The following is a 22,430-nucleotide window of genomic DNA, read 5'->3' on the forward strand; positions in this document are numbered from 1 at the left end:
CTCGTCGCATCATGTCCCGTCCTTCCAAGATCGTCATTGCCTCCCGCGAATCCCGTCTGGCCATGTGGCAGGCGGTTCATGTCCAAAGTCGCTTGTCGAGTTTAAATCCCGGGTCGGAAGTTGTCATTCTTGGCATGACCACCAAGGGCGACCAGATCCTCGACCGGCCGCTCGCCGAAATCGGCGGCAAGGGCCTGTTCATCAAGGAACTCGAAGTGGCGATGCAGGAGGGCAAGGCCCACCTCGCCGTGCATTCGATGAAGGACGTGCCGATGGTGATGCCGGAAGGCTTCGTGCTGGCTGCCATTTCGGCCCGCGAGAATCCGCGCGACGCCTTCGTCTCGAACAAGTACGCCGGCCTCGACGCGCTGCCGGCCGGGGCCGTGGTCGGCACCTCCAGCCTGCGTCGCGAGGCCATCCTGCGCGCCAAGTACCCGCAGCTGGTTATCAAGAGCCTGCGCGGCAACCTCGATACCCGCCTGAAGAAGCTCGATGCCGGCGAGTACGACGCGATCATCCTGGCCGCTGCCGGCCTGATCCGTCTTGGCCTGAAGGATCGCATCAAGTCTGTCCTGACGCCGGAGCAGTCCCTGCCGGCACCGGGGCAGGGCGCGCTGGGCATCGAACTGGTCGAAGGCGATGCGGCGATGGCCGAGGTTGTCGCCCCGCTCAACGACACCGAGACCGCCCACTGCGTCAAGGCCGAACGCGCCTTCTCGCGCGCCCTGGGCGGTTCCTGTCAGGTGCCGCTGGGCGGCTACGCGATCATCGACCATGGCCAACTGTGGCTGCGCGGCTTTGTCGCCACGGTCGACGGCAAGGAAATGGTCAGCGCCGAACTGCGCGGCAACCCGGCGGACGACGAGGCGCTTGGTCGCCAGCTGGCCGAGACGCTGCGCGCCCAGGGGGCCGACGCCATCCTCGCCAAGCTCGCCTGCCACGCCTGATCTCGGCATGAGCGTGGTCGGCCCGCTGGCCGGGCGCAGCATTGTCGTTACCCGGCCGCAGGCGCAGGCGGCGCCGCTGGCCGAGGCGATTGTCGCCGCCGGCGGCACCCCGATCGTCTTCCCGTTGCTCGAAATTGCGCCGGCGGCTGATCCGCAACCCCTAGCCGAAGCGGCGGCACGCCTGGCGGAGTACGCGGTGGCTGCCTTCGTCAGCCCGAACGCCGTCGAGCATGCCTTGCCGGTTCTCCTGACGCACGCCGCCTGGCCGGCCGGCCTGTTGCCGGCGGCTGTCGGGCAAGGCACGGTCAAGGCCCTGGCGGCGCGCGGCGTGACAGGTTGTATCGCGCCGACCGAACGTTTCGATTCCGAAGCTTTGCTCGCCCTGCCGGAGTTGGCCGCCGAGCGGGTCGCCGGCCGGCGTGTCGCCATTTTCCGAGGTGACGGCGGGCGCGAACTGCTGGCCGATACGTTGCGCCAGCGCGGGGCAACCGTCGATTGCATCACCTGCTACCGCCGCTCCGGCCCGTCGGACGGCATCGCTCCGCTGCTCAGTGCCTGGCGGCAGGGCCGGCTCGACGCCATCACCGTATCGAGCAGCGAGGGCCTGCGTTATCTGGTCGACCTGCTCGACGCCGAGGGGCTGGTTTTCCTGAAGGCAACCCCGCTCTTCGTGCCGCATGCCCGCATCGCAGAAAACGCCCGGGCACTGGGTTTGAGCAACATCGTCCTGACGGAAGCCGCCGATGCCGGCCTGATTGCCGGCCTGCGTGCTTATAATTGGCTGCAATGAGTACCGATACCCCTACCCCGCAAACCATCGCCCCGGCGGCCCAGCCGGCCCGTCGTTCGCCCCGCACTGGCCTGGCTCTGGCGCTCGCTCTGGTCGCCCTCGCTGTTGCCGGCTGGCAGTGGCATGAAACCCGCCAGCAACTCGACAGCCAGCAGCAGGAGGTTAGTCGCCGTCTGGCTGAATTCGACACCGGCAACAAGGAAGAACGTGGCGCGCAGAAGCAGTTGCGCGAGCAGGTCGAGGCACTGCACGCCAAACTGGGTGCCGTGGAAGATCGCTTCAGCGAATTCCAGGCGCAGACCGAGGCGCTCAAGGCGCTCAACCAGGAGATCGCACGCGGCCGGGAGGAGGCCACGCTGCTCGAAGTCGAGCAGGCGGTCACCTTGGCGGGACAGCAACTGCAGCTGGCCGGCAACGTGCCGGTCGCCGTTCTCGCCCTGCAGACGGCCGATTCGCGCCTGGCCCGTCTCGACCGGCCGGCCTACCTGCCCTTGCGCAAGGCCCTGACCAAGGATCTGGAACGGCTGAACGCCCTGCCGTTTGTCGACATGCCCGGGATCAGCCTGCGCCTGGAACAGTTGATCCTCGGCGTCGACAAGTTGCCGCTGACCGCCTATGGCCGGCCGCTCGACAAGGCCGACGGAGCAAAGCCGGCGATCGCTGCGTCGTGGTGGCAGGCTGCTGCCGGCGAGGCCTGGCAGGAGTTGAAGGGCCTGATCCGCATCCAGCGCTTCGACCGTGAGGATCCGGCGCTGCTGGCACCCGGCCAGGGCTTCCTGTTACGCGAAAACCTCAAGTTGCGCCTGCTTAATGCCCGTCTGGCCTTGTTCGCACGCGACCAGTGGACCTACCGGAATGAGCTGAAAGTGGCCCAGGAATGGCTGGGCAAGCATTTCGATACGAGCGACAAGGCAGTGCTTGCGGCCCAGGCGACCCTGCGTCAGATGACGGCAAGCGAGATCAATGTCGAACTGCCCAACCTGAACGACACCCAGGCTGCGCTGCGCAACCTGCGCCAGAGCAAGGAAAAGCGGTGAAGGGCCTGTTCTGGATACTGGCCCTGTTCGGGCTGGCGGTGGTTGCGGCGCTCGGCGCCCGCTTCAACGATGGCTACCTGCTGCTGATCGTGCCGCCCTGGCGGGCCGAGGTGTCGCTCAACCTCTTCATCATCGCGCTGCTCGGCTTGTTCCTCGCCTTTTATGCGGCCCTGCGCTTGCTCGTCGTTACCTTCGGTTTGCCCGGCCGGGTCCGCGAATACCGCGCCCGCCGCCAGCGCGACCAGGCCGGAATGGTCTTTCAGGATGCCGTCCGCCTGCTCTTCGAAGGGCGCTTCGGCCAAGCCATGAAAAAAGCCGCGGAAGCGCACGGTAACGGCACGGCCCCCGGCCTCTCGGCGCTGATCGCGGCGCGGGCTGCCCAGCGCATGCGCGAGCCGGAAAAGCAGCAATACTGGTTGGAGCACGCCAAGACCGACGATCCGCGCACCGAGGCGGCAACCCTGATGCTCGACGCCGAAATGGCCAACGAGGAACGCCGCTTCGCCGATGCGCTGGCTGCGCTGGATCGCCTGCAGGGCAAGCAGGGGCGGCACATTGCCGCCTTGCGCCTGGAGTTGCGCGCCCGTCAGGGCAGCGGTGACTGGGACGGTGTGCTGCGGCTTGTCCGTCAATTGGCCAAGCGTGATGCACTGCCGGCCGAAGTGGTGGCCGAAGTGCGCACCCAGGCACACCTGGCCAATATTGCCCGGTGCAGCAAGGATGCGGCGCAACTGACGGCCTATCTGCGCGCCCTGCCCGAGGCGGAGCGCGGCCGGCGGATTGCCCTGGCGGCGGCGAAGGCGCTGGTGGCTGTCGGCGCCGATGGCGAGGCACAGAAGCTGATCGAGGCCGTACTGGACGGCGCGGACAATGACGATTGGTCATCCGAGCTGGCGGCCATCTACGGTCGCTTGACCGGCGGCGAATCGACAGCCCGCATCGCCCGGGCGGAGACCTGGTTGCGCCGCCATCCGGACGATGCCGTCCTGCTCATGGCGCTGGGCCGCATGTGCCAGCGCCAGCGCCTGTGGGGCAAGGCGCAGAGCTACCTGGAGGCGTCGTTGGCGGTTGCTCCGAGCCAGGAAGCGCATCTTGAACTGGCACGTTTGCTCGACCAGCTTGATCGGGGCGACGAGGCCAACCAACATTACCGGGCCAGCGCCCAGCTTGACGCTCGCTAGGCACGACCGGATCGGAGAGGGAACATGCTGAATATCGACCTGCGGAAAATCTACAACTTCTATCCGGTCGAGCCGGCGCCCGATCCCGCAGCCCTGCCGACCGGCGGCGATGTCTATTACGAATGCCTGGATTGCGCGGTCATCGTCAATTCCGTGCCGCACATCAAGGCGGCCTGCGCCTGCGGCAATCTGAATGGCGGAGGCGGCAAGATGGGTGTGAAAAACCCGGCACGCGTCCGGGTGGTCAAGGGAAAGCTGAAATAGTCGCGAGTCGTTAGCGAATATTTTGGGGGGCTGGGCGCCCCGGGTTTTGCCAACAACGGGTAACTAGCAACTGCCGTCCAGCCAGTCCTGCGGCTTGAGGAAGATGTCGTAGAGTTCCGCTTCCGGCGTACCCGCCGCCGGTTTCCAGTCGTAGCGCCATTTGACGATGGGGGGCAGGGACATCAGGATGGATTCCGTGCGGCCACCCGACTGCAGGCCGAACAGGGTGCCGCGATCCCAGACCAGGTTGAATTCGACATAGCGGCCGCGGCGGTAGGCCTGGAAATCGCGTTCGCGCTCGCCATAAGGTGTGTCACGGCGCTTCGCCAATACCGGCAGATAGGCCTGGGTGAAGGCATCGCCGACCGCCTGGGTCAGTGCGAAACAGCGCTCGAAGCCGCCTTCGTTGAGATCGTCGAAGAAAATGCCGCCGACACCGCGCGGCTCGTTGCGGTGCTTGAGGAAGAAGTACTCGTCGCACCAGGCCTTGTACTTCGCATAAACCGCGTCACCGAACGGGGCGAGCGCGTCGCGGCAGGTCCGGTGGAAATGCTGCACATCCTCGCGCTGGCCGTAGTAGGGGGTCATGTCCATGCCGCCGCCGAACCACCAGGCCGGCTCCTCGTCTTCCTTGGTGGCGACGAAGCAGCGCACGTTCATGTGGGCCGTCGGGCAATAGGGATTGCGCGGATGCAGGACCAGCGAGACGCCCATGGCTTCCCAGGCGCGGCCGGCCAGCTGCGGGCGAACGGCGGTGGCCGAGGCGGGCAGGGATTGGCCGGTGACGTGCGAGAAATTGACGCCGCCCCGCTCGAAAAAGTCACCTTCCTCGATCAGGCGCGACATGCCGCCGCCGCCTTCGGGGCGCTGCCAGCTGTCGCTGCGGAAGGGTTGGCCGTCGAAGGCTTCGAGCTCAGCGACGATGCGGCTTTGCAGGCCGGTGAAGTAGTCCTTGAGGCGGGTGGTATCCATCGTGTCTCCGGAAAATGTAAAACGGGCGGCCAGGGCCGCCCGTCTGAGTGGTTTTGCGCCGAAAGGTTCAGCGGCCGATCGCGCGGTAGCCGATGTCCTTGCGGTATTGCATGCCATCCCAGGCGATCTGGGCGGCGGCCTCGTAGGCGGCCTTCTGGGCCAGCTTGACGTTTTCGCCAAGCGCGGTGACGCACAACACGCGACCGCCGGCAGTCACCACCTGGCCATCCTTGTCTGCAGTACCGGCGTGGAAGACGTGGCAGTCCTCGTTGAAGCGGTTGGCCTTGGGCAGGCCGCCGATGACGTCGCCCTTCTTCGGTGTGTCCGGATAGTTGGCTGCGGCGAGCACGACGCCGAGTGCGATGCGGCGATCCCATTCGGCTTCGATCTGGTCGAGCGTACCGGCGATGCCATGTTCGAGCAGGGTGACGAAATCGGATTTCAGGCGCATCAGGATCGGCTGGGTTTCCGGGTCGCCCATGCGGCAGTTGAATTCCAGTGTCTTGACCGAGCCGTCCTTGCCGATCATCAGGCCGGCGTACAGGAAGCCGGTGAACGGGATGCCGTCCGCCGCCATGCCGCGCACGGTGGGCAGGATGATTTCGCGCATCGCCTTGGCGTGTACTTCCGGTGTGACGCAGGGAGCCGGGGAGTAGGCGCCCATGCCACCGGTGTTCGGGCCCTGGTCGCCGTCGAAGATGCGCTTGTGATCCTGGCTGGAGGCGAGCGGCAGGACGTTCTTGCCGTCGACCATGACGATGAAGCTGGCTTCCTCGCCGTCGAGGAAATCCTCGATCACGACGCGGGCGCCGGCATCACCCAGCTTGTTGCCGGACAACATGTCGTCGATGGCAGCGTGGGCTTCATCCAGGTTCATCGCCACGACGACGCCCTTGCCAGCCGCCAGGCCGTCGGCCTTGATGACGATGGGCGCACCCTGCTTGTCGATGTAGGCATGAGCTGCGGCGGCATCGGAGAAGGTTTCGAAGCCGGCGGTCGGAATGTTGTGGCGGGCCATGAAGCGCTTGGCGAAATCCTTGGAGGATTCGAGCTGCGCAGCTTCCTTGGTCGGGCCGAAGATCTTCAGGCCCCGGGTGCGGAAGACGTTGACCACGCCGGCGGCCAGCGGCGCTTCCGGGCCGACCAGTGTCAGGTGAATCTTGTTCTGCTCGGCGAAATCAGCCAGGGCTTCCGGGTCGGTGATATTGACGTTTTCCAGCTCGTGTTCGCGCGCCGTGCCGGCATTGCCGGGGGCGACGTACACTTTCTGCAGGCCGGGTGTCTGCGCCAGCTTCCAGGCCATGGCGTGTTCGCGGCCGCCGGAACCGATTACCAGTAGTTTCATGGCTAATCTCTTCGAGTGTCGTTGTTATTAGTGACGGAAGTGGCGGGCGCCGGTGAACACCATCGCGATGCCGTGTTCGTCGGCCGCGGCGATGACTTCCTCGTCGCGCATCGAGCCACCCGGCTGGATAACCGCGCTGGCGCCGGCTTCAGCCAGCACGTCGAGGCCGTCGCGGAACGGGAAGAACGCGTCGGAGGCGACGACCGAACCCTTGAGCGACAGACCGGCGTTGGTGGCCTTGATACTGGCGATCTTGGTCGAATCGACGCGGCTCATCTGGCCGGCGCCGACGCCGAGGGTCATGCCGCCGCCGCAGAAGACGATGGCGTTGGACTTGACGAACTTGGCGACGCGCTCGGCGAAGAGCAGGTCTTCGATCTGCTGGGCGGTCGGCTGGACCTTGGTGACGACCTTCAGGCCGCTGGCTTGCGCGGTGAAGTCGTCCGCCGTCTGCACCAGCAGGCCGCCGCCGACGCGCTTCAGTTCCAGCTTGTTCAGGTCGCGGCCGAGCGGCACGACCAGCACGCGCAGGTTGGTCTTGGACGCCAGGGCAGCCTTGGCTTCGGCGGTGAAGGACGGGGCGATCAGCACTTCGACGAAGTGCTTGCGCTCATTCATGGCGTTGACCACATCGAGGCCGACTTCGCCGTTGAAGGCGATGATGCCGCCGAAGGCGGAGGTCGAGTCGGTCTTGAAGGCCTTTTCGTAAGCGCCGAGCAGGGTGCCGTCGATGGCCACGCCGCACGGGTTGGCGTGCTTGATGATGACGCAGGCCGGCGCGTCGAAGGCCTTGACGCATTCCCAGGCGGCGTCCGAGTCGGCGATGTTGTTGTAGGACAGTTCCTTGCCCTGCAACTGGGTGTAAGCGGCGATGCTGCCTGGCAGCGCGACGGTGTCGCGGTAGAAGGCGGCTTGCTGGTGCGAGTTCTCGCCGTAGCGCAGGATTTCGGTGCGGTCGAAAGCCAGTTGCAGCTTGGCCGGGAAGATGGCCGGAACCGGGGCGGCTTCGGCCGGCTTGGCTTCGACGCCTTCGTCCAGGCCGGTCAGCCAGTTGGCGATCATGCTGTCGTAACGGGCGGTGTGCGTGAAGGCCTTCTTGGCCAGGTTGAAGCGGGTGGCCAGTTGCAGGGCACCACCGTTGGCCTTCATTTCGGCGAGCAGCGGGGCGTAGTCTTCCGGATCGGTGACGATGGCAACGCCGTTGTAGTTCTTGGCCGAGGAGCGGACCATGGCCGGGCCGCCGATGTCGATATTCTCGATGGCGTCTTCCAGCGTCACACCCGGCTTGGCGATGGTGGCGGCGAACGGGTAGAGGTTCACGCAGACCAGGTCGATGGTTGGGATGCCGTGCTGCGAGAGGGTGGCCATGTGCTCGGCCAGATCGCGGCGGGCCAGGATGCCGCCGTGCACCTTCGGGTGCAGGGTCTTGACGCGGCCATCGAGCATTTCCGGGAAGCCGGTGTAGTCGCCGATTTCGGTGACGGCCAGGCCGGCGTCACGCAGCATCTTGGCGGTGCCGCCGGTGGACAGCAGCTTGACGCCTTGCGCGGCGAGGCCCTGGGCGAATTCGAGAACCCCGGTTTTGTCGGAGACGGAAATCAGTGCTTGCTTGATGGTCATGGCGATTTACAGAAGTTGATGTTCGGTGAGTTTCTTGCGCAGTGTGTTGCGGTTGATGCCCAGCATCTCGGCCGCCAGCGTCTGGTTGCTGCCGGCCTTGGTGAGCACGACTTCCAGCATCGGTCGCTCGATCTTTCTCAGGACCATGTCATAGATGGCGGCCGGCTTTTCGCCATCGAGATCCCGGAAATACTGCTCCAGCGCGTCAACGACGCATTGCCCCAAATCATGTTGGCTCATGCTGCCAACGCCTCCTCTTGTGTTTTGTTATCTTCGTACTGCAGGTGTTCGTGCTCTTCCGCGTAACGCAGGAAGAATTCGTTGACCGCCTGGTGCTGCAACTCCACGGTCGGCAGCGTGTTCATCACCTTGCGGAACGCCGCCGAGCCGATCAGGCCCTTGGTGTACCAGGAGATGTGCTTGCGCGCGACCTTGACCCCCGTGTCCAGACCGTAGAAATCGTAAAGGTCTTCAAGATGTGCCATCAGGATGGCGTGAATCTCGGAAACTGGGGCCGGTGCCAGCTTTTTGCCGGTCTTCAGATAGTGTTCGATCTCGCGGAACAGCCAGGGGCGACCCTGCGCAGCGCGGCCGATCATGAGTCCGTCCGCGCCGGTCACATCGAGGACGTGCCTGGCCTTCTCGGGGGTCGTGATGTCGCCGTTGGCGATGACCGGAATCTTCACCAGCGTCTTGACGTAGGCGATGGTGTCGTACTCGGCCTCGCCGGTGTATTGCTGGCAGCGCGTCCGGCCGTGGATGGCGACGGCGCGGATGCCGGCACTCTCGGCGATGCGCGCGATGTTCGGCGCGTTCTTGTTGGCGATGTTCCAGCCGGTGCGGAATTTGAGCGTCACGGGCGTGTTCGGCACGGCGCCGACCACGGCGTCGAGGATGTCGCCGACCAGTTGCTCGTTCTGCATCAGTGCCGAGCCGGCCATCACGTTACAGACCTTCTTGGCCGGACAACCCATGTTGATGTCGATGATCTGGGCGCCGTTATCGACGTTGTGCTTGGCCGCTTCGGCCATCATCTTGGGATCGGCCCCGGCGATCTGCACCGAGATCGGCTCGACTTCACCCGTGTGATTCGCCCGGCGCAGCGTCTTGGCGCTGCCGTAAAGCAGCGAGTTGGACGTGACCATCTCGGAGACGGCCAGCCCGGCCCCCATCTTCTTGCACAACTGGCGGAACGGACGATCCGTAACACCCGCCATCGGCGCAACGAAGAGATTGTTTCGCAAGGTAAAACCGGCAAATTCCATGGGCGAGCGGGGGGTAGGGCAGGGCGAGGGGAAGGCGCGCATTCTACCCGAAAGGGCGCCTAAAAAATAGTCAAATCGTGAAGCCGACGGCGAGCAGCAGCGCGAAGATCAGTTGCAGGCCCGCTGTGGCGGCGAGGATGGTGTTGAACACCGGACCAGGCGCTTCGTGGTGGAAACGGCGGATCAGGCGCAGCGCCAGCGGGAGCGACAGCAGGGGCAGCGCAGCCGGCCAACCGAGGCCGGCGAGCAGGGGCAGCAAGGCGTAGGGAGCGAGCATTTCGACTGTGTAGAACCAACGCGTCGCTGGTCGGCCGAGACGGACGGCCAGGGTGTTCTTGCCGTTCCGGGCATCGCCGTCGTGATCGCGGTAGTTGTTGACGGTGATTACCGCGGCCGCGTGGATGCCGACCAGCGCCGCCACGAGCAACGCGGTGGGCGTGAGGCTCAGGGTCTGCAGGTAGTAGCTGCCGCCAACGGCGACCAGGCCGAAGAAGATGAAGACGAAGCATTCGCCGAGCGGCCCGTAGGCGATGGGCTTCGGCCCGCCGGTGTAGGCCCAGCCGGCGGCCAGCGAGGCGAGGCCGATGGCGACGATGGGCCAGCCCCCGTGCCAGACGAGATAGATGCCGCACAGGAAGGCCAGCGCGAAACAGAGCCAGGCACCGGCCTTGACCGCGTCCGGCGTCAACCAGCCTTCGGCAGTGGCGCGCTTGGGGCCCAGCCGATCGGGTGTATCGGTGCCGCGCAGGAAATCGCCGACATCGTTGAACAGGTTGGTGCCGATCTGGATGAAGGCGGCGCCGAGCGCGGCGGCGAGCAGCGGCAGCCAGAGCAGGGCGTGCGTGTCATGCCAGGCAAGGGCACTGCCGACAACGACCGGCGATAGCGATACCGGCAGGGTTTTGGGGCGACAGGCGAGGAACCAGGCGCGCAGGCGTCCGGGTGACATCGGGTGGATCAGCTTGCCTTAGAGCTGCGGAGCCTGCAGGCGCACCTGTTCGCCGTCGGGGCGATAGGTCAGCAGATGGTCGATGATGCCGCCCTGGATCGACTTGACCATGACCTCCAGCGCCTGGGTTACTTCCTCGTCGCTCGGCTCGCGGTCGCCCTGGCCGCCCAGGCAGCCGACGAAGACGAAATCCCAGTCCTGCTCCATCTGACGCGCTTCCTCCACCAGTTGGGCGAAGTTCTCGATTTCACCTGGTTTCTTGTCGACGAACATGATCGGCACCAGTGCGCCGCCCTGGCCCTTGGCGAAGCGGGCCTTTTCTTCCGCGCTGGCATCTGCCGGCAGTTCGGTGCGGGCGAAGACGAACAGCATCTGTTGCGGCTCGGGCTGCATGCGGGCGGCTTGCAACAGGCTCTGGAATCCTGAAATGATCATTTTGAAAGGCTTTCGTCGGTAGAAACGGTGCGCATTGTGGCACAGAAGCAAATCGGCTCAAGGCCAGGCGCGGGCACCCCAGATCATGCGTTTGGCGACAAAATGGCGGGCCGCCGGGCAGAGGTCGAGCCCGAGCAGGCCGAGGCCTCGGGCGAACTTGAGCGGTGCGCTGTCGTTGGAAAAGAGCTTGACGATCTGGTCGGTGAAGAAGGCCCCTCCCCAGCGGTCGACACGGCGGCTGGCGGCGTAACCGGCCAGCGTTCCGGCTGCGATACCTTGATTGAGCAGGATATCTGCCAGTTGCCAGGCATCGCGCAGGCCGAGGTTGAAGCCCTGGCCGGAAACCGGGTGCAGTGTCTGGGCGGCGTTGCCGATCCAGACTTCACGGCCCTTGACCAGCGTGTCGCGCATTCGCAGGGCGAGGGGGAAACGGCTGCGCTTGCCGGGCTTGGAAAAGCGCATACGGCGGCCGAACTGGCCCTGCAATGCGGCGAGGAAGGCGTCGTCATCGAGGGCCATCACGGCATCGGCTCTGGCCGGGGGGAGCGTGAACACGACTGAGTATTCGTCGCCCAGGGGGAGCAGGGCGAGCGGACCGTCCGGTGTGAAGCGCTCCCAGGCCCGTTGGTTGTGGCCGGGCGTTGGGGTGACTTCGCAGATCACGGCGTGCTGGCCGTAGTCGCTGACCGAAACCGCTGGATCGTCGCCCGGCGTGCCTTCGGCATGGACGAGCAGTTTGCAGCGGATGGTGCGTAACTGGCCGGCGTAGCGCAATGAAACGGTGGCGCCGTCGTCGTCGGCATGGATGTCGATGATGTCCGCTTCGGCCAGCAGGCAGTCCGGGTTCAGGGGCGTGGCGAGCGCGGCGGCGAGGTCACGGTAGCGGACGACGTAGCCGAGTGCCGGCAATCGGTAGTCGGTGCGGTCGATCAGGGTGCGGCCGAAGCCGTCCTTTTGCGAGACGTGGATGGTTTCGATCGGGGTGGCGGCGCGGCGCGGCCAGCTATTGATCTGTTCGAGCAGTTCGCGGGCGCCGTGCGACAGGGCAAGCGCGCGCGGGTCGGCTTGCAGCGCGGGGGGCGGCCGGCGGTCGAGCAACAGCGAGGTCTGGCCGCCGGCCGCCAGTGCCAGGTGCAGCGTCAGGCCGACCGGGCCGGCGCCAATGATCAGGATGTCGACATTTTCCACGGCGGCCTCAGTCACGACGCATGACCTCCTCGATCTCGGCGATGGTCTTCGGTGCTGACGTGTAGATGTCACAACCCGTTTCGGTGACGCGCACGTCGTCTTCGATGCGGATGCCGATGCCGGCCAGCGCCTCGGGGATGTCGTCGGCCGGGCGGATGTAGAGGCCGGGCTCGACAGTGACGGTCATGCCCGGCTGCAAGGCCGTCCACTGCTCGCCGACCTTGTATTCGCCGGCGTCGTGCACGTCGAGCCCGAGCCAGTGGCCGGTGCGGTGCATGTAGAAACGGCGGAAATCGCCCTTTTCGATCAGGTTATCGAGGTCGCCGGTGAGCAGTTTGAGATCGATCAGGCCTTGCGTCAGTACGCGCACGGCGGCGTCGTGTGCTTCCATGAAGTGGCGGCCGGGCGCGGTGGCGGCGAAAGCGGCTTCCTGTGCGGCGAGGACGATTTCATACACGTCCTTCTGCGCTGCGTTGAAACGGCCATTGACCGGAAAGGTACGGGTGATGTCGGCAGCATAGCCCTCGACTTCGCAACCGGCGTCGATCAGCACCAGCGTATGGTCGTTGAGCAGCTTGTTGTTCTCGACGTAGTGCAGCACGCAGGCGTTGGCCCCGCCGGCGACGATCGGCGTGTAGGCGTGAGCGTCGGCGCCGCGCTTGCGGAATTCGTAGGTCAGCTCGGCTTCGAGTTCGTATTCGGCCATGCCGGGGCGGCAGGCGCGCATGGCGCGGGCGTGGCCGGCGCTGGCGATGTCGGCGGCGCGTTGCTGGATGGCGGCTTCGGCGTCATCCTTGATCAGGCGCATGGCGTCCAGTTCGGCACGCAGGTCGTGGATGGCGCGCGGGGCGCGCTTGCCGGCACGGGTTTGCGCCCGCACGGCGTTCAGCGCCTTGGCGATGCGCGCATCCCACGCGGCGTCGTGGCCGATGGCGTGCCACAGCGTATCGCGGTCGACCAGCAGTTCCGGCAGCTTCTTGTCGAGTTGGTCGATGGAGTAGGCCGCATCGAAGCCGAAAGCGGCCTTGGCGGCCTTCGGGCCGTAGCGGTAGCCGTCCCAGATCTCGCGTTCCTCGTGCTTCTCACGGCAGAACAGGATGGATTTCGGCCGCTTGCCGCCGACCAGCACGACGACCGCCTCCGGTTCCGGGAAGCCGGTCAGGTACCAGAAGTAGCTGTCGAAGCGGTAAGGGTGATGCGCATCGCGGTTGCGGATGACCTCCGGCGCGGTCGGCACGATGGCGACGCCATCGCCGATGGCTTTCAACAGGCGTTTGCGGCGGGCGAGAAAGTGGGCGTGGGTCATGCGCTTTTGTAGTCGGCGGCCGGTTCTTGAACCGCAGGCGTTGATGGGGGGAGTTGATCGGGGTGTAGCAGTTCGACGATGCCGTTGTGGCCGATCACCAGTGCGGTGGCGGTCTGGCGGGCGATTTCCCGTGCTCGCAAGGCGGCGCGTGCCATGGCGCTGACGGAAAGCCGCAAATCCGGGTCGCGTGCGGTCTCGATGGGGGCTGTGTTCATGGTTTTTCGCTCCAGTCCAGCAAGGTTGGCGTCAAGCCGCTGTTATCGTAAAGCATCCAGGCATCGACGCGCGGCGCGTAATGGTGGTGGAAATTTTCCAGGCCGGCGTGGTAGCGGCGGCGGATCACCGCCTCGGGAATATCGTGTCCGCCTTGGCGAACGCGTTGCGCCACGCGGGCAATCGCTTCCTCGGGAGTGTCAAGGCGCAGAAAAATCAGTTTGACGCGATAACCAGCAGTTTGCCATGCGTCGATGAAGCGTAGGTAAGTTCGCCCGGACAGGGTTGTTTCAAAGGCAAAACTTGAGCGTGCGGCGAAGTGGCGAGCCAGTTCCTGCAACATCAGGCGAGCGGCTGGAATGGCGGCTGATTCTGGCGAGAAGGGGGCCAGGCCGGCAGCGATCAGGTCGGCATTGATGAAGATCGGGCAGCCCGCTTCGTTGGGCAGGAATTCACGGGCAAATGTGGTTTTCCCGGCGCCATTCGGGCCGGCGATAATCAGAATCCGGGGTTGAGGTTTACTCATTAACCGAGGTTGTAGCCAGTTCGGAATCCAGTTTGGCCAGTCGTTGTGGTGTTCCCACGTCGACCCAGCGGCCGGCGAAGCGTTCCCCGGTCAGTGTGCCGGCAGCGATGGCGGCGTCGAGCAGGGGGCGCAGTTTCATGACCGTGCCCGCCGCGACGGCGGAGAAAAAGGCGGGCGAGAAAACGCCGACGCCGGCATAGGTGACCGTTTGGCCACCGTGGGCGACAACAATCCGATCGCCGTCGAGACTGAAATCGCCACCGGTATGGTGGGCCGGGTTGTCCACCATCACCAGGTGGGCTCGGCCGGGTGCCAGCGGGAAATCGGCGAGGCGGCCAAAGTCCACGTCGCACCAGATATCGCCGTTCACCACCAGAAAGGGTGCGTCACCAAGTAGCGGCAGCGCAGTGGCAATGCCGCCGGCGGTTTCGAGCGCGCCCGGCGGTTCGGGCGAGTAGGCGATGCGCAGGCCCCAGGTCGCCCCGTCGCCGAGCGCCTGCTCGATCTGTGCGCCGAGGTGGGCGTGGTTGATGACGATCTCACGGAAGCCGGCTGCCGCCAGGCGCTCCAGGTGCCAGACGATGAGCGGCTTGCCGCCAGCGACCAGCAAGGGCTTGGGCGTGTGGTCGGTGAGCGGCCGCATGCGTTCGCCGCGGCCGGCGGCGAGGATCATCGCCTTCATTTACTTGTAGCGGTAGCCGATCTGGTCGGTCTGCCCATCCAGCCGGTCGAGCAGGTTGAGCAGGGGCTTGAGCTGCAGGTAGCGGCTGGCGGTCTTCTTGGCGTAGTTCATGAAGCGCGGCAGGTCTTCGACGTACTTGTCCTTGCCGTCGCGGTACTTCAGGCGACAGAAGATGCCGAGCACCTTGAGGTGGCGCTGCAGGCCCATCAGCTCGTATTCGCGCCAGAAGTCGCCGAAGTCGGTGCGCACCGGCAGGCCGGCGGCGCGGGCTTTTTCCCAGTAGCGAACGACCCAGTCGATCTCCTGCTCTTCGTCCCACGAGATGAAGGCGTCACGGAAGAGCGAGACGACGTCGTAGGTGATCGGGCCGTAGACCGCGTCCTGGAAATCGATGATGCCCGGCGTCAGGCGTTCAGCACTCTCGACGACCATCAGGTTGCGCGGCATGAAGTCGCGGTGCACGAAGACCTTGGGCTGGTTAAGCGCCGAATTGATCAGGAACTTGAAGGTGCGGTCGAGCATGACCCGGTCTTCGTCGGCCAGTTCGATGCCGAGGTGGCGGCCGATGAACCATTCCGGGAAGAGGTCGAGCTCGCGGCGCAGCAGGTGGCCGTCGTAGGGCGGCAGCGTGCCGGCGGTCGAAGCGAGTTGCCATTGGACCAGTGCGTCGAGTACCGGGCGGATCAACAGGTCGGCCAGTGAGAGGTCGGCGTTCAGGGCGTCGAGATAGCCGATGCGCCCGAGGTCGGTAAGGACCAGGAAGCCGTTGTCGAGATCCTTGTCGAGGATGCGCGGCGCGGCGAGGTCGGCCTTGGCGAGTAGCCCGGCAACGTGGATGAAGGGCTTGCAGTCTTCCTTTTCCGGCGGCGCATCCATCAGGATGCGCGTGTTGCCGTCCGGCCAGGTCAGGCGGAAATAGCGGCGGAAGCTGGCGTCGGCCGAGGCCGGGGTGATCTGGACGTCCTGGTTCGGGAAGCGCTGGGCAACCCAGTCGGTAACCAATTGATCGCGCGTCGTAGCGGTCATAAGCGGGTGGGGAGTGTTCGTTGTAAAATGGCGCGATTTTAACACTCGGGTTCCGGCCGTTCCGGCCCTCGCCTTTTCCTCGAACGCCCTGCATGCCCGGTTTCTCCCGTCGTCCGCTTGCTGCCCTGGTTTGTTGCCTGTTTGCCGGCACGCAGACCGGGCTCGCGGTCGCCGATACCGGACGGCCGAGCGCGCCAGTCGATGCTGCGCCGGTCGTCGTGGCGGATGTGCCGGCCCGGTTGGCGGCCCATGATCCTCCGCTGAACTTGCGCCAGGAGCGGCGCTTCAACCTGCTGAAGAAAAAGAAGGCACCGACCGAAAAGCCGGCCGCACCGCTACTGCCGGGCGAGACACCGCCGGTCACGGGGCAGCAGGACGACAATCCGCCGTTGTTCATCATTGCCGACCAGATCGAAGGGCGAGCCGACGATGTCAGCGAGGCGGAAGGCAACGTCGAGTTGCGCAAGGTCGATACGCTGGTTTATGCCGACCGCCTGACTTACCGTCCGCTGGAGGATGAGGTGGAGGCGACCGGCAACGTTCGTCTGCTGCAGGACGGTGCCGAGATCACCGGGCCGCACCTGAAGATGCGCCTGGCCGAACAGATCGGCTCGGCCGAACAGGTTAATTACCGTATCGTCCGCGAGGTGCCGAGCCGTTTCTATGCCGCGCAGCAGACGGTGGTTACAGTGGCGAGCAGCAATGCGAACAACTCCGGCGCGCCGATGATGCTCAATGTCGCCAACAGCTATGGCCTGCCGACCCAGTTGCCGCCTCCCCGGCCGTCGGAAGCCAATGGCTATGCCGAGCGGATGGACTTCGAGGGCGAGAACCAGATGACCCTCTTCGGCAATACCTATTCGACCTGCAAGCCGGGTAGCGCGGACTGGTACCTGAAGAGCGACGAGACGCATCTCGATTACGACAAGAGCGAGGGGACGGCCAAGCATTCGACCCTGTGGTTCCAGGGGACGCCCATCCTCTATACGCCGCTCGCCTCGTTTCCGCTGAGCAGCCAACGGCGCTCCGGCATCCTGCACCCGCGCTTTTCAACATCGACGCGCAGCGGCCTGGATTTCACGGTGCCGTACTATCTCAACCTGGCACCCAACTACGATCTGACCCTGGCGCCGCGTTACATGTCCAAGCGGGGTTTCCAGCTGGGAGCCGACGCACGCTATACCTCGCACCACTACGATGGTCAGGTGCGCGTGGAGTACATGCCGGATGACGAGATATTCGGCCGCAGCCGTTACGCCTACCGGATCGATCACCGGCAGAATCTGGGGCGCGGCTTCTCGACGACGGTCAACTGGAACGGTGTTTCCGACGACTACTACTGGCAGGACCTGACCTCCCGCCTGTTGCAGACCTCGCAGACTCAACTGCCACGCCAGGTCGTGTTCGGTTATTCGCCGGCGCCCTGGCTGCAGACCAGCATGCAGGTCCTGCGTTACCAGACGTTGCAGATCGACCCGAGCAACCCGATTGCCCGGCCTTATTTCCTGGAGCCGCAACTGAACGTGCTCGGTTACAAGGCCAACGTGTTCAAGACCGATTTCACGATGATCGGCCAGTATTCCCGCTTTACCCATGTCGACGCCGGCAAGGTACAGGGCGACCGGATGGTGTTCTATCCGCAGCTGTCGCTGCCCATCGTGCATCCGGCTTTCCAGATCACGCCCAAGGTCGGCCTGCATCTGACCAAATATTCCCTGGATGAGCAGGCCGCCGGCCTGCCCAACACCTTCAGCCGCGCCCTGCCGACCTTCTCGCTCGACTCGACGGTGGTTTTCGAGCGCGAGGGCGAGTTGCTCGGCAAGAGCTACATCCAGACCCTGGAGCCACGCCTTTACTACGTGAATATTCCGTACAAGGACCAGAGCCAGATTCCGCTCTTCGATACCGGTCTGTCCGACTTCAATTTTGCGCAGATCTTCTCCGAGAACCGCTACAGCGGCTATGACCGACTGAACGACGCCAACCAACTGACGGCCGGCCTGACTACTCGCCTGCTCGACGGGGCGACGGGGGTCGAGCGTTTCAAGGCGATGGTTGGCCAGCGCTATTATTTCAAGCCACAGCGCGTCTCGATCGCCGGCGAAACGACCCGTGCGGAAAACTTCTCCAACATCGTCGCGGCCTTCAACGGCCTGGTTGCGCCCAAGACCTATGCCGACGTGGCGACCGAATACAATTACCGCGAGAACGTTATCGAGCGCTTCTCGGCCGGGGCGCGCTTCCAGCCGGATTACGGCCGCGTGCTCTCGGCCAGCTACCGCTACACCCGTGACCCGTTGACCGGTAATTCGACGGTCGACCAGGTCGATTTCGCCGGTCAGTGGCCGCTGTCGAGCCGCTGGTACGCGGTTGGTCGCTACAACTACTCGCTGCGCGACAGCAAGGCGCTGGAGGTCATCGCCGGCGTCGAGTACAACGCCAGTTGCTGGTCGATCCGCCTGGTCGGCCAGCGTCTGGCGGCCATTTCCGGTGCCCCCAACGAAACCCTGTTCCTGCAACTCGAACTCAACGATTTCGGCAGCATCGGCTCCAACCCGATCGGCTTGCTCCGGCGCAGCGTTCCGGGCTATGGCAAGATCAACGAATTGCCGACCGATAGCCGCCTGCTAACCCCCTAGTGAGATCCATGACCCCCTTCGTCCGCATCCTCGCCTTCCTGTTCGCCGTCTTCGCCGGCCTGCTCTCCCAAACGGCGCTTGCCGTGCCGCAGGACCCTGTCGAGGCGGATCGCATCGTCGCCGTCGTCGGCACCGACGTGATCACCTACGTCGAGTTGCGCAGCCGCCTGGCGACCGCGCTCAAGCAGTTGCAGAAGCAGGGCACGCCGCTGCCGCCGCAGGATGTGCTGGAGCGCCAGATGCTGGAGCGCCTGATCATGGACCGCGCCCAGTTGCAGTACGCGAAGGACTCCGGCATGCGCGTGGATGACACCCAGCTTGACCAGGCCATCGGTCGCATCGCGGCCGGCAACAAGATGACGGTGCCGCAGTTCCGGGCTGCCCTGGAGAAGGACGGTGTCCAGTACGCCAGCTTCCGCGAGGAAATCCGCAACGAAATGATTGCCGTCCGCCTGCGCGAGCGCGAAGTCGATAGCAAGCTGGTCATCTCGGACGGCGAAATCGACAACTACCTGGCCAACCAGGCCGCCAGCGGCACTTCCGAGGAATATCAGCTGGCCCACATCCTGTTGCGCGCCCCGGAGTCGGCCAGTCCCGAGCAATTGCAGAAGCTGCGTCAGCGCGGCGAGCAGGCGCTGAAGCGGGCGCGGGCCGGCGAGAATTTCGCCGAACTGACCGCCGCCTTTTCCGACGCGCCGGATGCCCTGCAGGGGGGCGACCTCGGCTTCCGCCCCTTGAGCCGCCTGCCCGGCCTCTATGCCGAGGTGGCCGCCCGCCTGCAGGCCGGCGAAGTCAGCGACCTGCTCCGCTCGTCGGCCGGTTTCCATATCGTCAAGCTGATCGGCAAGCGGGGCGGTTCCGATGCCGCTTCGGTGCAGCAGACCCACGCCCGTCACATCCTGATCCGGGTCAACGAAGTGGTTTCCGAAGGGGAAGCGCGCCGCAAGCTGGAAAGCGTCCGCGAGCGCATCGCCAACGGCATCGATTTCGCCGAACAAGCTCGCCTCTACTCGCAGGACGGTTCGGCCGCCAAGGGCGGTGATCTCGGCTGGCTCAACCCGGGCGACACGGTCCCCGAGTTCGAGCAGGCGATGAATGCGCTGAAGGTCAACGAAGTCAGCCCGGTCGTCCAGTCGCCGTTCGGCATGCACCTGATCCAGGTCCTGGAGCGGCGCGAGAAGGACGTATCGGCCGAGCGTCAGCGGGCCGTGGCCCGTCAGGCCATCCGGGAGCGCAAGCTCGACGAGGCCTACCAGGACTGGCTGCGCCAGCTGCGCGACCGGACCTACGTCGAAAACCGGCTCAACGAGCAGTGATGCGGCCGTGCATCGCCGTCACCAGTGGTGAACCGGCCGGTATCGGGCCGGAGCTCTGCCTGCGCCTGGCTGCCCAGCCGGGCGAGGCGCATCCGGTCGTCCTGGCTGACCGCGCCCTGCTCGAAGCACGGGCTGCCGCGCTTGGCATGGCTGTCACCCTGCGTGACTACCACCCGGCCAATGCTCCCCTGGCCGGCACGCTCGACGTGCTGCACCTGCCGCTCGCCACTGCAGCGCAGGCCGGTCGGCTGAATCCGGCCAACGGACCTTACGTCCTTGCCCTGCTCGACCGGGCGCTGGCCGGTTGCCAGTCCGGCGAATTCGCCGCCATGGCGACGGCCCCGGTGCACAAGGGGGTCATCAACCAGGCTGGCGTGCCGTTCACCGGCCACACCGAGTATCTGGCCGAGAAAACCGCTACCCCGCTGGTCGTCATGATGCTGGCTGGCGACACACCGCGCGGCCCGCTCCGCGTGGCGCTGGCGACCACCCATCTGCCGCTCAGAGATGTCCCGGCAGCCATCACGCCGGCCGTGCTGGAACAGACCCTCCGCATCCTGCATGCCGATCTGCGCGGCAAATACGGGATTGCCCAGCCCCGCATCCTGGTCGCCGGACTCAACCCGCATGCCGGGGAGGGCGGCTATCTGGGCAGGGAGGAAATCGAGGTCATCACGCCGGTACTCGACACACTGCGTGCTGAAGGGATGCAACTTTCCGGGCCGCATCCGGCCGACACCATGTTTACGCCGCCGGTGTTGGCCGGTGGCGATGCCGTCCTCGCGATGTACCACGACCAAGGGCTGACGGCGCTCAAATACGCTACCTTCGGCCACGGCATCAATGTCACGCTGGGCCTGCCCATCATCCGGACTTCGGTCGATCACGGCACGGCGCTGGAACTGGCCGGCACCGGCAAGGCCGACCCGGGCAGCCTGTTCGCGGCGGTCGCCGAAGCGGCCCGCATGGCTCAAAGGAAGACTGCATGAAAGGCCACATCGCTCGCAAACGCTTCGGCCAGAATTTCCTGGTGGACAGCGGTATCATTTCCGCCATCGTCTCGGCGATCAACCCGCAACGCGGCGATACGGTCGTCGAAATCGGCCCCGGCCTGGGCGCCATCACCGAACCCCTGCTGCAGCGCGTCGATCACCTGCACGTCGTCGAAATCGACCGCGACCTGATCGCCCGCCTGAAGAAACAGCATAGTCCGGAGCGCATGACCATCCACGAGGGCGACGCGCTGGCCTTCGATTTCGCCACCATCGGCCAGCGACTGCGCCTGGTCGGCAACCTGCCCTACAACATCTCGACGCCGCTCCTCTTCCATCTGGCCGACTATGCCGAGCAGGTGTACGACATGCACTTCATGCTGCAAAAGGAGGTCGTCGAGCGTATGGTGGCCGAGCCGGGCGACGCCGATTTCGGCCGCCTGTCGGTCATGCTGCAATACCGCTTCTGGATGGAATGGCTGATCGACGTACCGCCGGAGAGCTTCGATCCGGCGCCGAAAGTCGATTCGGCCGTGGTGCGCCTGATTCCCAAGCCGCTTGGCGAGTTGAATGCCAAGTCGTCGGCCAGGCTGGCGGCTGTCGTCCAGCAGGCCTTCGCGCAACGCCGCAAGATGCTGCGCAATACCCTCAGGGGCACCCTCGACGACGCCGGCTTCGCTGCCCTCGGCATCGACCCGACGCGACGGGCCGAGGATATCCCGGTCGAAGACTACGTGCGGATCGCCAACTTCCTGAGTTGAGCCGGAGCAGAGCCCCGTGCCGTTGGCCACGGGGCGTCCCCGGCCCCGCCTTAAGCCCGCTTTAAGATTGCTTGAGTAAATTACTCGGGATTCGCCATCGGCCAGGAAGATGCCAGGCCGGGCGATGTCACTCAAGGAGGAAGCGATGAAATTGACCCGTTCGATTTATGTTGTCGCGCTGGGCTTGTGCCTGGCCGGTGCCGCGCATGCTGCGCATGACCATCACCATGGCCACGAAGCCGAGGTGCCCCAAAAACTGCAACTCAATGCCGGCAAGAAGTGGGCGACGGATGCCTCGCTGCGCCAGGCGATGTCGGCCATCAACGAGGCGATGGGCAAGGCACTGCCGCTCATTCACCGCCAGCAATTCAGCGATGCGCAGTACCAGGCGCTGGCCGGCAGCATCGAACAGCAGATCGCCTTTGCCATCGAGAACTGCAAGCTCGACGCCAAGGCCGACGCCATGCTGCACCTGATCATCGCCGACTTGCAGGGCGGTGCCGAGGTGATGTCGGGCAAGACGGGGGTCGATCGCCATGACGGGGCGGTCCGGGTGCTGCGCGCCTTGAAGGCCTACGGGCAGTATTTCCAGCATCCGGGCTGGCGCGCCGCGCAGGGTTGAGCGGCTGGCGTTTGTCCCTACGCCGTCCCTGTTGATTCGAAAAAATGGGGTGGGGTCACGAAAAAGGCGGCCCGGGTTGCCCCGGCCGCCTTCTGCGATAAAGCCTGGAAAGCCTTGTGCTGCGGGCTTATTTCTTCATCGGGCAGGTGTTCATGCCGAACAGCGTGTAGGCCGGGCACCAGCCCATGACGCCGGTGGCCAGGGGGACGACGCCGATCCAGGCCCAGACCGGTCCGCCCATCGCGGCCCAGCCGACAAGGCCGGCGCCGGCAACGATACGCAAGATTTTGTCGATACCGCCAACATTTGCAGCCATGGTGTGTTCTCCGTCAGGTGTTGTAGACGAGCGCACTG

General features: G+C 65.2%; 24 protein-coding genes. 10 read left to right on the top strand and 14 right to left on the bottom strand.

Going from position 1 to position 22,430, the window contains the following annotated elements; translation table 11 throughout:
- Nucleotides 1-11 precede the first annotated feature (11 nt).
- Genes hemC through K420_RS0107105 form a run of 5 tightly spaced genes read left to right on the top strand, consistent with a single transcriptional unit; the run spans nt 12 to nt 4,219 of the window.
- Nucleotides 12-947: a hydroxymethylbilane synthase gene (gene hemC, locus K420_RS0107085; protein ID WP_027457463.1), complete on the top strand. Its 936-nt coding sequence runs from the start codon at nt 12-14 to the stop codon at nt 945-947.
- 7 nt (nt 948-954) lie between these two features.
- On the top strand, nt 955-1,737 hold the full coding sequence (locus K420_RS0107090; protein ID WP_027457464.1) for a uroporphyrinogen-III synthase: 783 nt from the start codon (nt 955-957) through the stop codon (nt 1,735-1,737).
- A complete protein-coding gene (locus tag K420_RS0107095) occupies nt 1,734-2,774 on the top strand; it encodes a uroporphyrinogen-III C-methyltransferase (protein ID WP_027457465.1) in 1,041 nt (346 codons plus the stop codon). Before K420_RS0107090 ends, K420_RS0107095 begins: the two co-directional genes overlap by 4 nt.
- A complete protein-coding gene (locus K420_RS0107100) occupies nt 2,771-3,955 on the top strand; it encodes a heme biosynthesis protein HemY (protein ID WP_027457466.1) in 1,185 nt (394 codons plus the stop codon). The genes K420_RS0107095 and K420_RS0107100 overlap by 4 nt, the downstream gene beginning before the upstream one ends.
- A gap of 24 nt (nt 3,956-3,979) precedes the next feature.
- Nucleotides 3,980-4,219, top strand: coding sequence for a hypothetical protein (locus K420_RS0107105; protein WP_027457467.1), 240 nt, complete (start codon nt 3,980-3,982; stop codon nt 4,217-4,219).
- Between the two features lie 63 nt (nt 4,220-4,282).
- On the opposite strand, the gene hemF is transcribed toward K420_RS0107105, so the two are convergent.
- From hemF to K420_RS0107170, 13 genes are all read right to left on the bottom strand, one after another.
- Nucleotides 4,283-5,191, bottom strand: a complete 909-nt coding sequence (gene hemF / locus K420_RS0107110; RefSeq protein ID WP_027457468.1) for an oxygen-dependent coproporphyrinogen oxidase — start codon at nt 5,189-5,191, stop codon at nt 4,283-4,285.
- Nucleotides 5,192-5,258: 67 nt separating this feature from the next.
- Entirely contained in the window at nt 5,259-6,536 is a 1,278-nt protein-coding gene (gene purD / locus K420_RS0107115) for a phosphoribosylamine--glycine ligase (protein ID WP_027457469.1), read from the bottom strand.
- 27 nt (nt 6,537-6,563) lie between these two features.
- Entirely contained in the window at nt 6,564-8,156 is a 1,593-nt protein-coding gene (gene purH, locus K420_RS0107120; protein ID WP_027457470.1) for a bifunctional phosphoribosylaminoimidazolecarboxamide formyltransferase/IMP cyclohydrolase, read from the bottom strand.
- A 6-nt stretch (nt 8,157-8,162) separates the two neighbouring features.
- Nucleotides 8,163-8,396, bottom strand: a complete 234-nt coding sequence (locus K420_RS0107125) for a Fis family transcriptional regulator (protein WP_027457471.1) — start codon at nt 8,394-8,396, stop codon at nt 8,163-8,165.
- Nucleotides 8,393-9,421, bottom strand: a complete 1,029-nt coding sequence (dusB, locus tag K420_RS0107130; protein WP_027457472.1) for a tRNA dihydrouridine synthase DusB — start codon at nt 9,419-9,421, stop codon at nt 8,393-8,395. The genes K420_RS0107125 and dusB overlap by 4 nt, the downstream gene beginning before the upstream one ends.
- A gap of 70 nt (nt 9,422-9,491) precedes the next feature.
- Nucleotides 9,492-10,370, bottom strand: coding sequence for a 1,4-dihydroxy-2-naphthoate polyprenyltransferase (locus K420_RS0107135; protein WP_198293814.1), 879 nt, complete (start codon nt 10,368-10,370; stop codon nt 9,492-9,494).
- 18 nt (nt 10,371-10,388) lie between these two features.
- Nucleotides 10,389-10,805 (bottom strand): hypothetical protein, encoded by a 417-nt coding sequence (locus K420_RS0107140; protein ID WP_027457474.1) that lies wholly within the window; start codon nt 10,803-10,805, stop codon nt 10,389-10,391.
- Nucleotides 10,806-10,862: 57 nt separating this feature from the next.
- The gene (locus K420_RS0107145) at nt 10,863-12,008 is read right to left on the bottom strand and encodes an FAD-dependent monooxygenase (RefSeq protein ID WP_027457475.1); all 1,146 of its coding nucleotides are present in this window, start codon (nt 12,006-12,008) and stop codon (nt 10,863-10,865) included.
- Nucleotides 12,001-13,299: an aminopeptidase P N-terminal domain-containing protein gene (locus K420_RS0107150; RefSeq protein ID WP_027457476.1), complete on the bottom strand. Its 1,299-nt coding sequence runs from the start codon at nt 13,297-13,299 to the stop codon at nt 12,001-12,003. The genes K420_RS0107145 and K420_RS0107150 overlap by 8 nt, the downstream gene beginning before the upstream one ends.
- Nucleotides 13,296-13,514 (bottom strand): hypothetical protein, encoded by a 219-nt coding sequence (locus tag K420_RS0107155; RefSeq protein ID WP_027457477.1) that lies wholly within the window; start codon nt 13,512-13,514, stop codon nt 13,296-13,298. Before K420_RS0107155 ends, K420_RS0107150 begins: the two co-directional genes overlap by 4 nt.
- Nucleotides 13,511-14,038, bottom strand: coding sequence for an AAA family ATPase (locus K420_RS0107160; protein ID WP_027457478.1), 528 nt, complete (start codon nt 14,036-14,038; stop codon nt 13,511-13,513). The genes K420_RS0107155 and K420_RS0107160 overlap by 4 nt, the downstream gene beginning before the upstream one ends.
- Entirely contained in the window at nt 14,031-14,720 is a 690-nt protein-coding gene (gene murU, locus K420_RS0107165) for an N-acetylmuramate alpha-1-phosphate uridylyltransferase MurU (RefSeq protein WP_027457479.1), read from the bottom strand. Before murU ends, K420_RS0107160 begins: the two co-directional genes overlap by 8 nt.
- Nucleotides 14,721-15,746: an aminoglycoside phosphotransferase family protein gene (locus tag K420_RS0107170; protein WP_027457480.1), complete on the bottom strand. Its 1,026-nt coding sequence runs from the start codon at nt 15,744-15,746 to the stop codon at nt 14,721-14,723.
- 92 nt (nt 15,747-15,838) lie between these two features.
- Between K420_RS0107170 and K420_RS18385 the strand changes: the two genes are divergently transcribed.
- From K420_RS18385 to K420_RS0107195, 5 genes are all read left to right on the top strand, one after another.
- Nucleotides 15,839-18,385, top strand: a complete 2,547-nt coding sequence (locus K420_RS18385; RefSeq protein WP_051453003.1) for an LPS-assembly protein LptD — start codon at nt 15,839-15,841, stop codon at nt 18,383-18,385.
- A gap of 8 nt (nt 18,386-18,393) precedes the next feature.
- Nucleotides 18,394-19,701 (top strand): peptidylprolyl isomerase, encoded by a 1,308-nt coding sequence (locus tag K420_RS0107180; RefSeq protein ID WP_051453272.1) that lies wholly within the window; start codon nt 18,394-18,396, stop codon nt 19,699-19,701.
- Complete coding sequence (gene pdxA, locus K420_RS0107185) at nt 19,701-20,690, top strand: 4-hydroxythreonine-4-phosphate dehydrogenase PdxA (protein WP_027457482.1); 990 nt, start codon at nt 19,701-19,703, stop codon at nt 20,688-20,690. The genes K420_RS0107180 and pdxA overlap by 1 nt, the downstream gene beginning before the upstream one ends.
- Nucleotides 20,687-21,454 carry a 16S rRNA (adenine(1518)-N(6)/adenine(1519)-N(6))-dimethyltransferase RsmA gene (gene rsmA / locus K420_RS0107190; RefSeq protein ID WP_027457483.1) on the top strand — a complete coding sequence of 256 codons (768 nt, stop codon included), beginning with the start codon at nt 20,687-20,689 and terminating at the stop codon, nt 21,452-21,454. Before pdxA ends, rsmA begins: the two co-directional genes overlap by 4 nt.
- A 145-nt stretch (nt 21,455-21,599) precedes the next feature.
- Nucleotides 21,600-22,076 (top strand): hypothetical protein, encoded by a 477-nt coding sequence (locus K420_RS0107195; RefSeq protein WP_027457484.1) that lies wholly within the window; start codon nt 21,600-21,602, stop codon nt 22,074-22,076.
- A 127-nt stretch (nt 22,077-22,203) separates the two neighbouring features.
- On the opposite strand, the gene K420_RS0107200 is transcribed toward K420_RS0107195, so the two are convergent.
- Nucleotides 22,204-22,392 (bottom strand): YgaP family membrane protein, encoded by a 189-nt coding sequence (locus K420_RS0107200; protein WP_027457485.1) that lies wholly within the window; start codon nt 22,390-22,392, stop codon nt 22,204-22,206.
- Between the last annotated feature and the right edge of the window lie 38 nt (nt 22,393-22,430).

The sequence above is a fragment of the Dechloromonas agitata is5 genome (genome assembly GCF_000519045.1).
In the GTDB taxonomy this organism is placed as follows: Bacteria; Pseudomonadota; Gammaproteobacteria; order Burkholderiales; family Rhodocyclaceae; genus Azonexus; species Azonexus agitatus.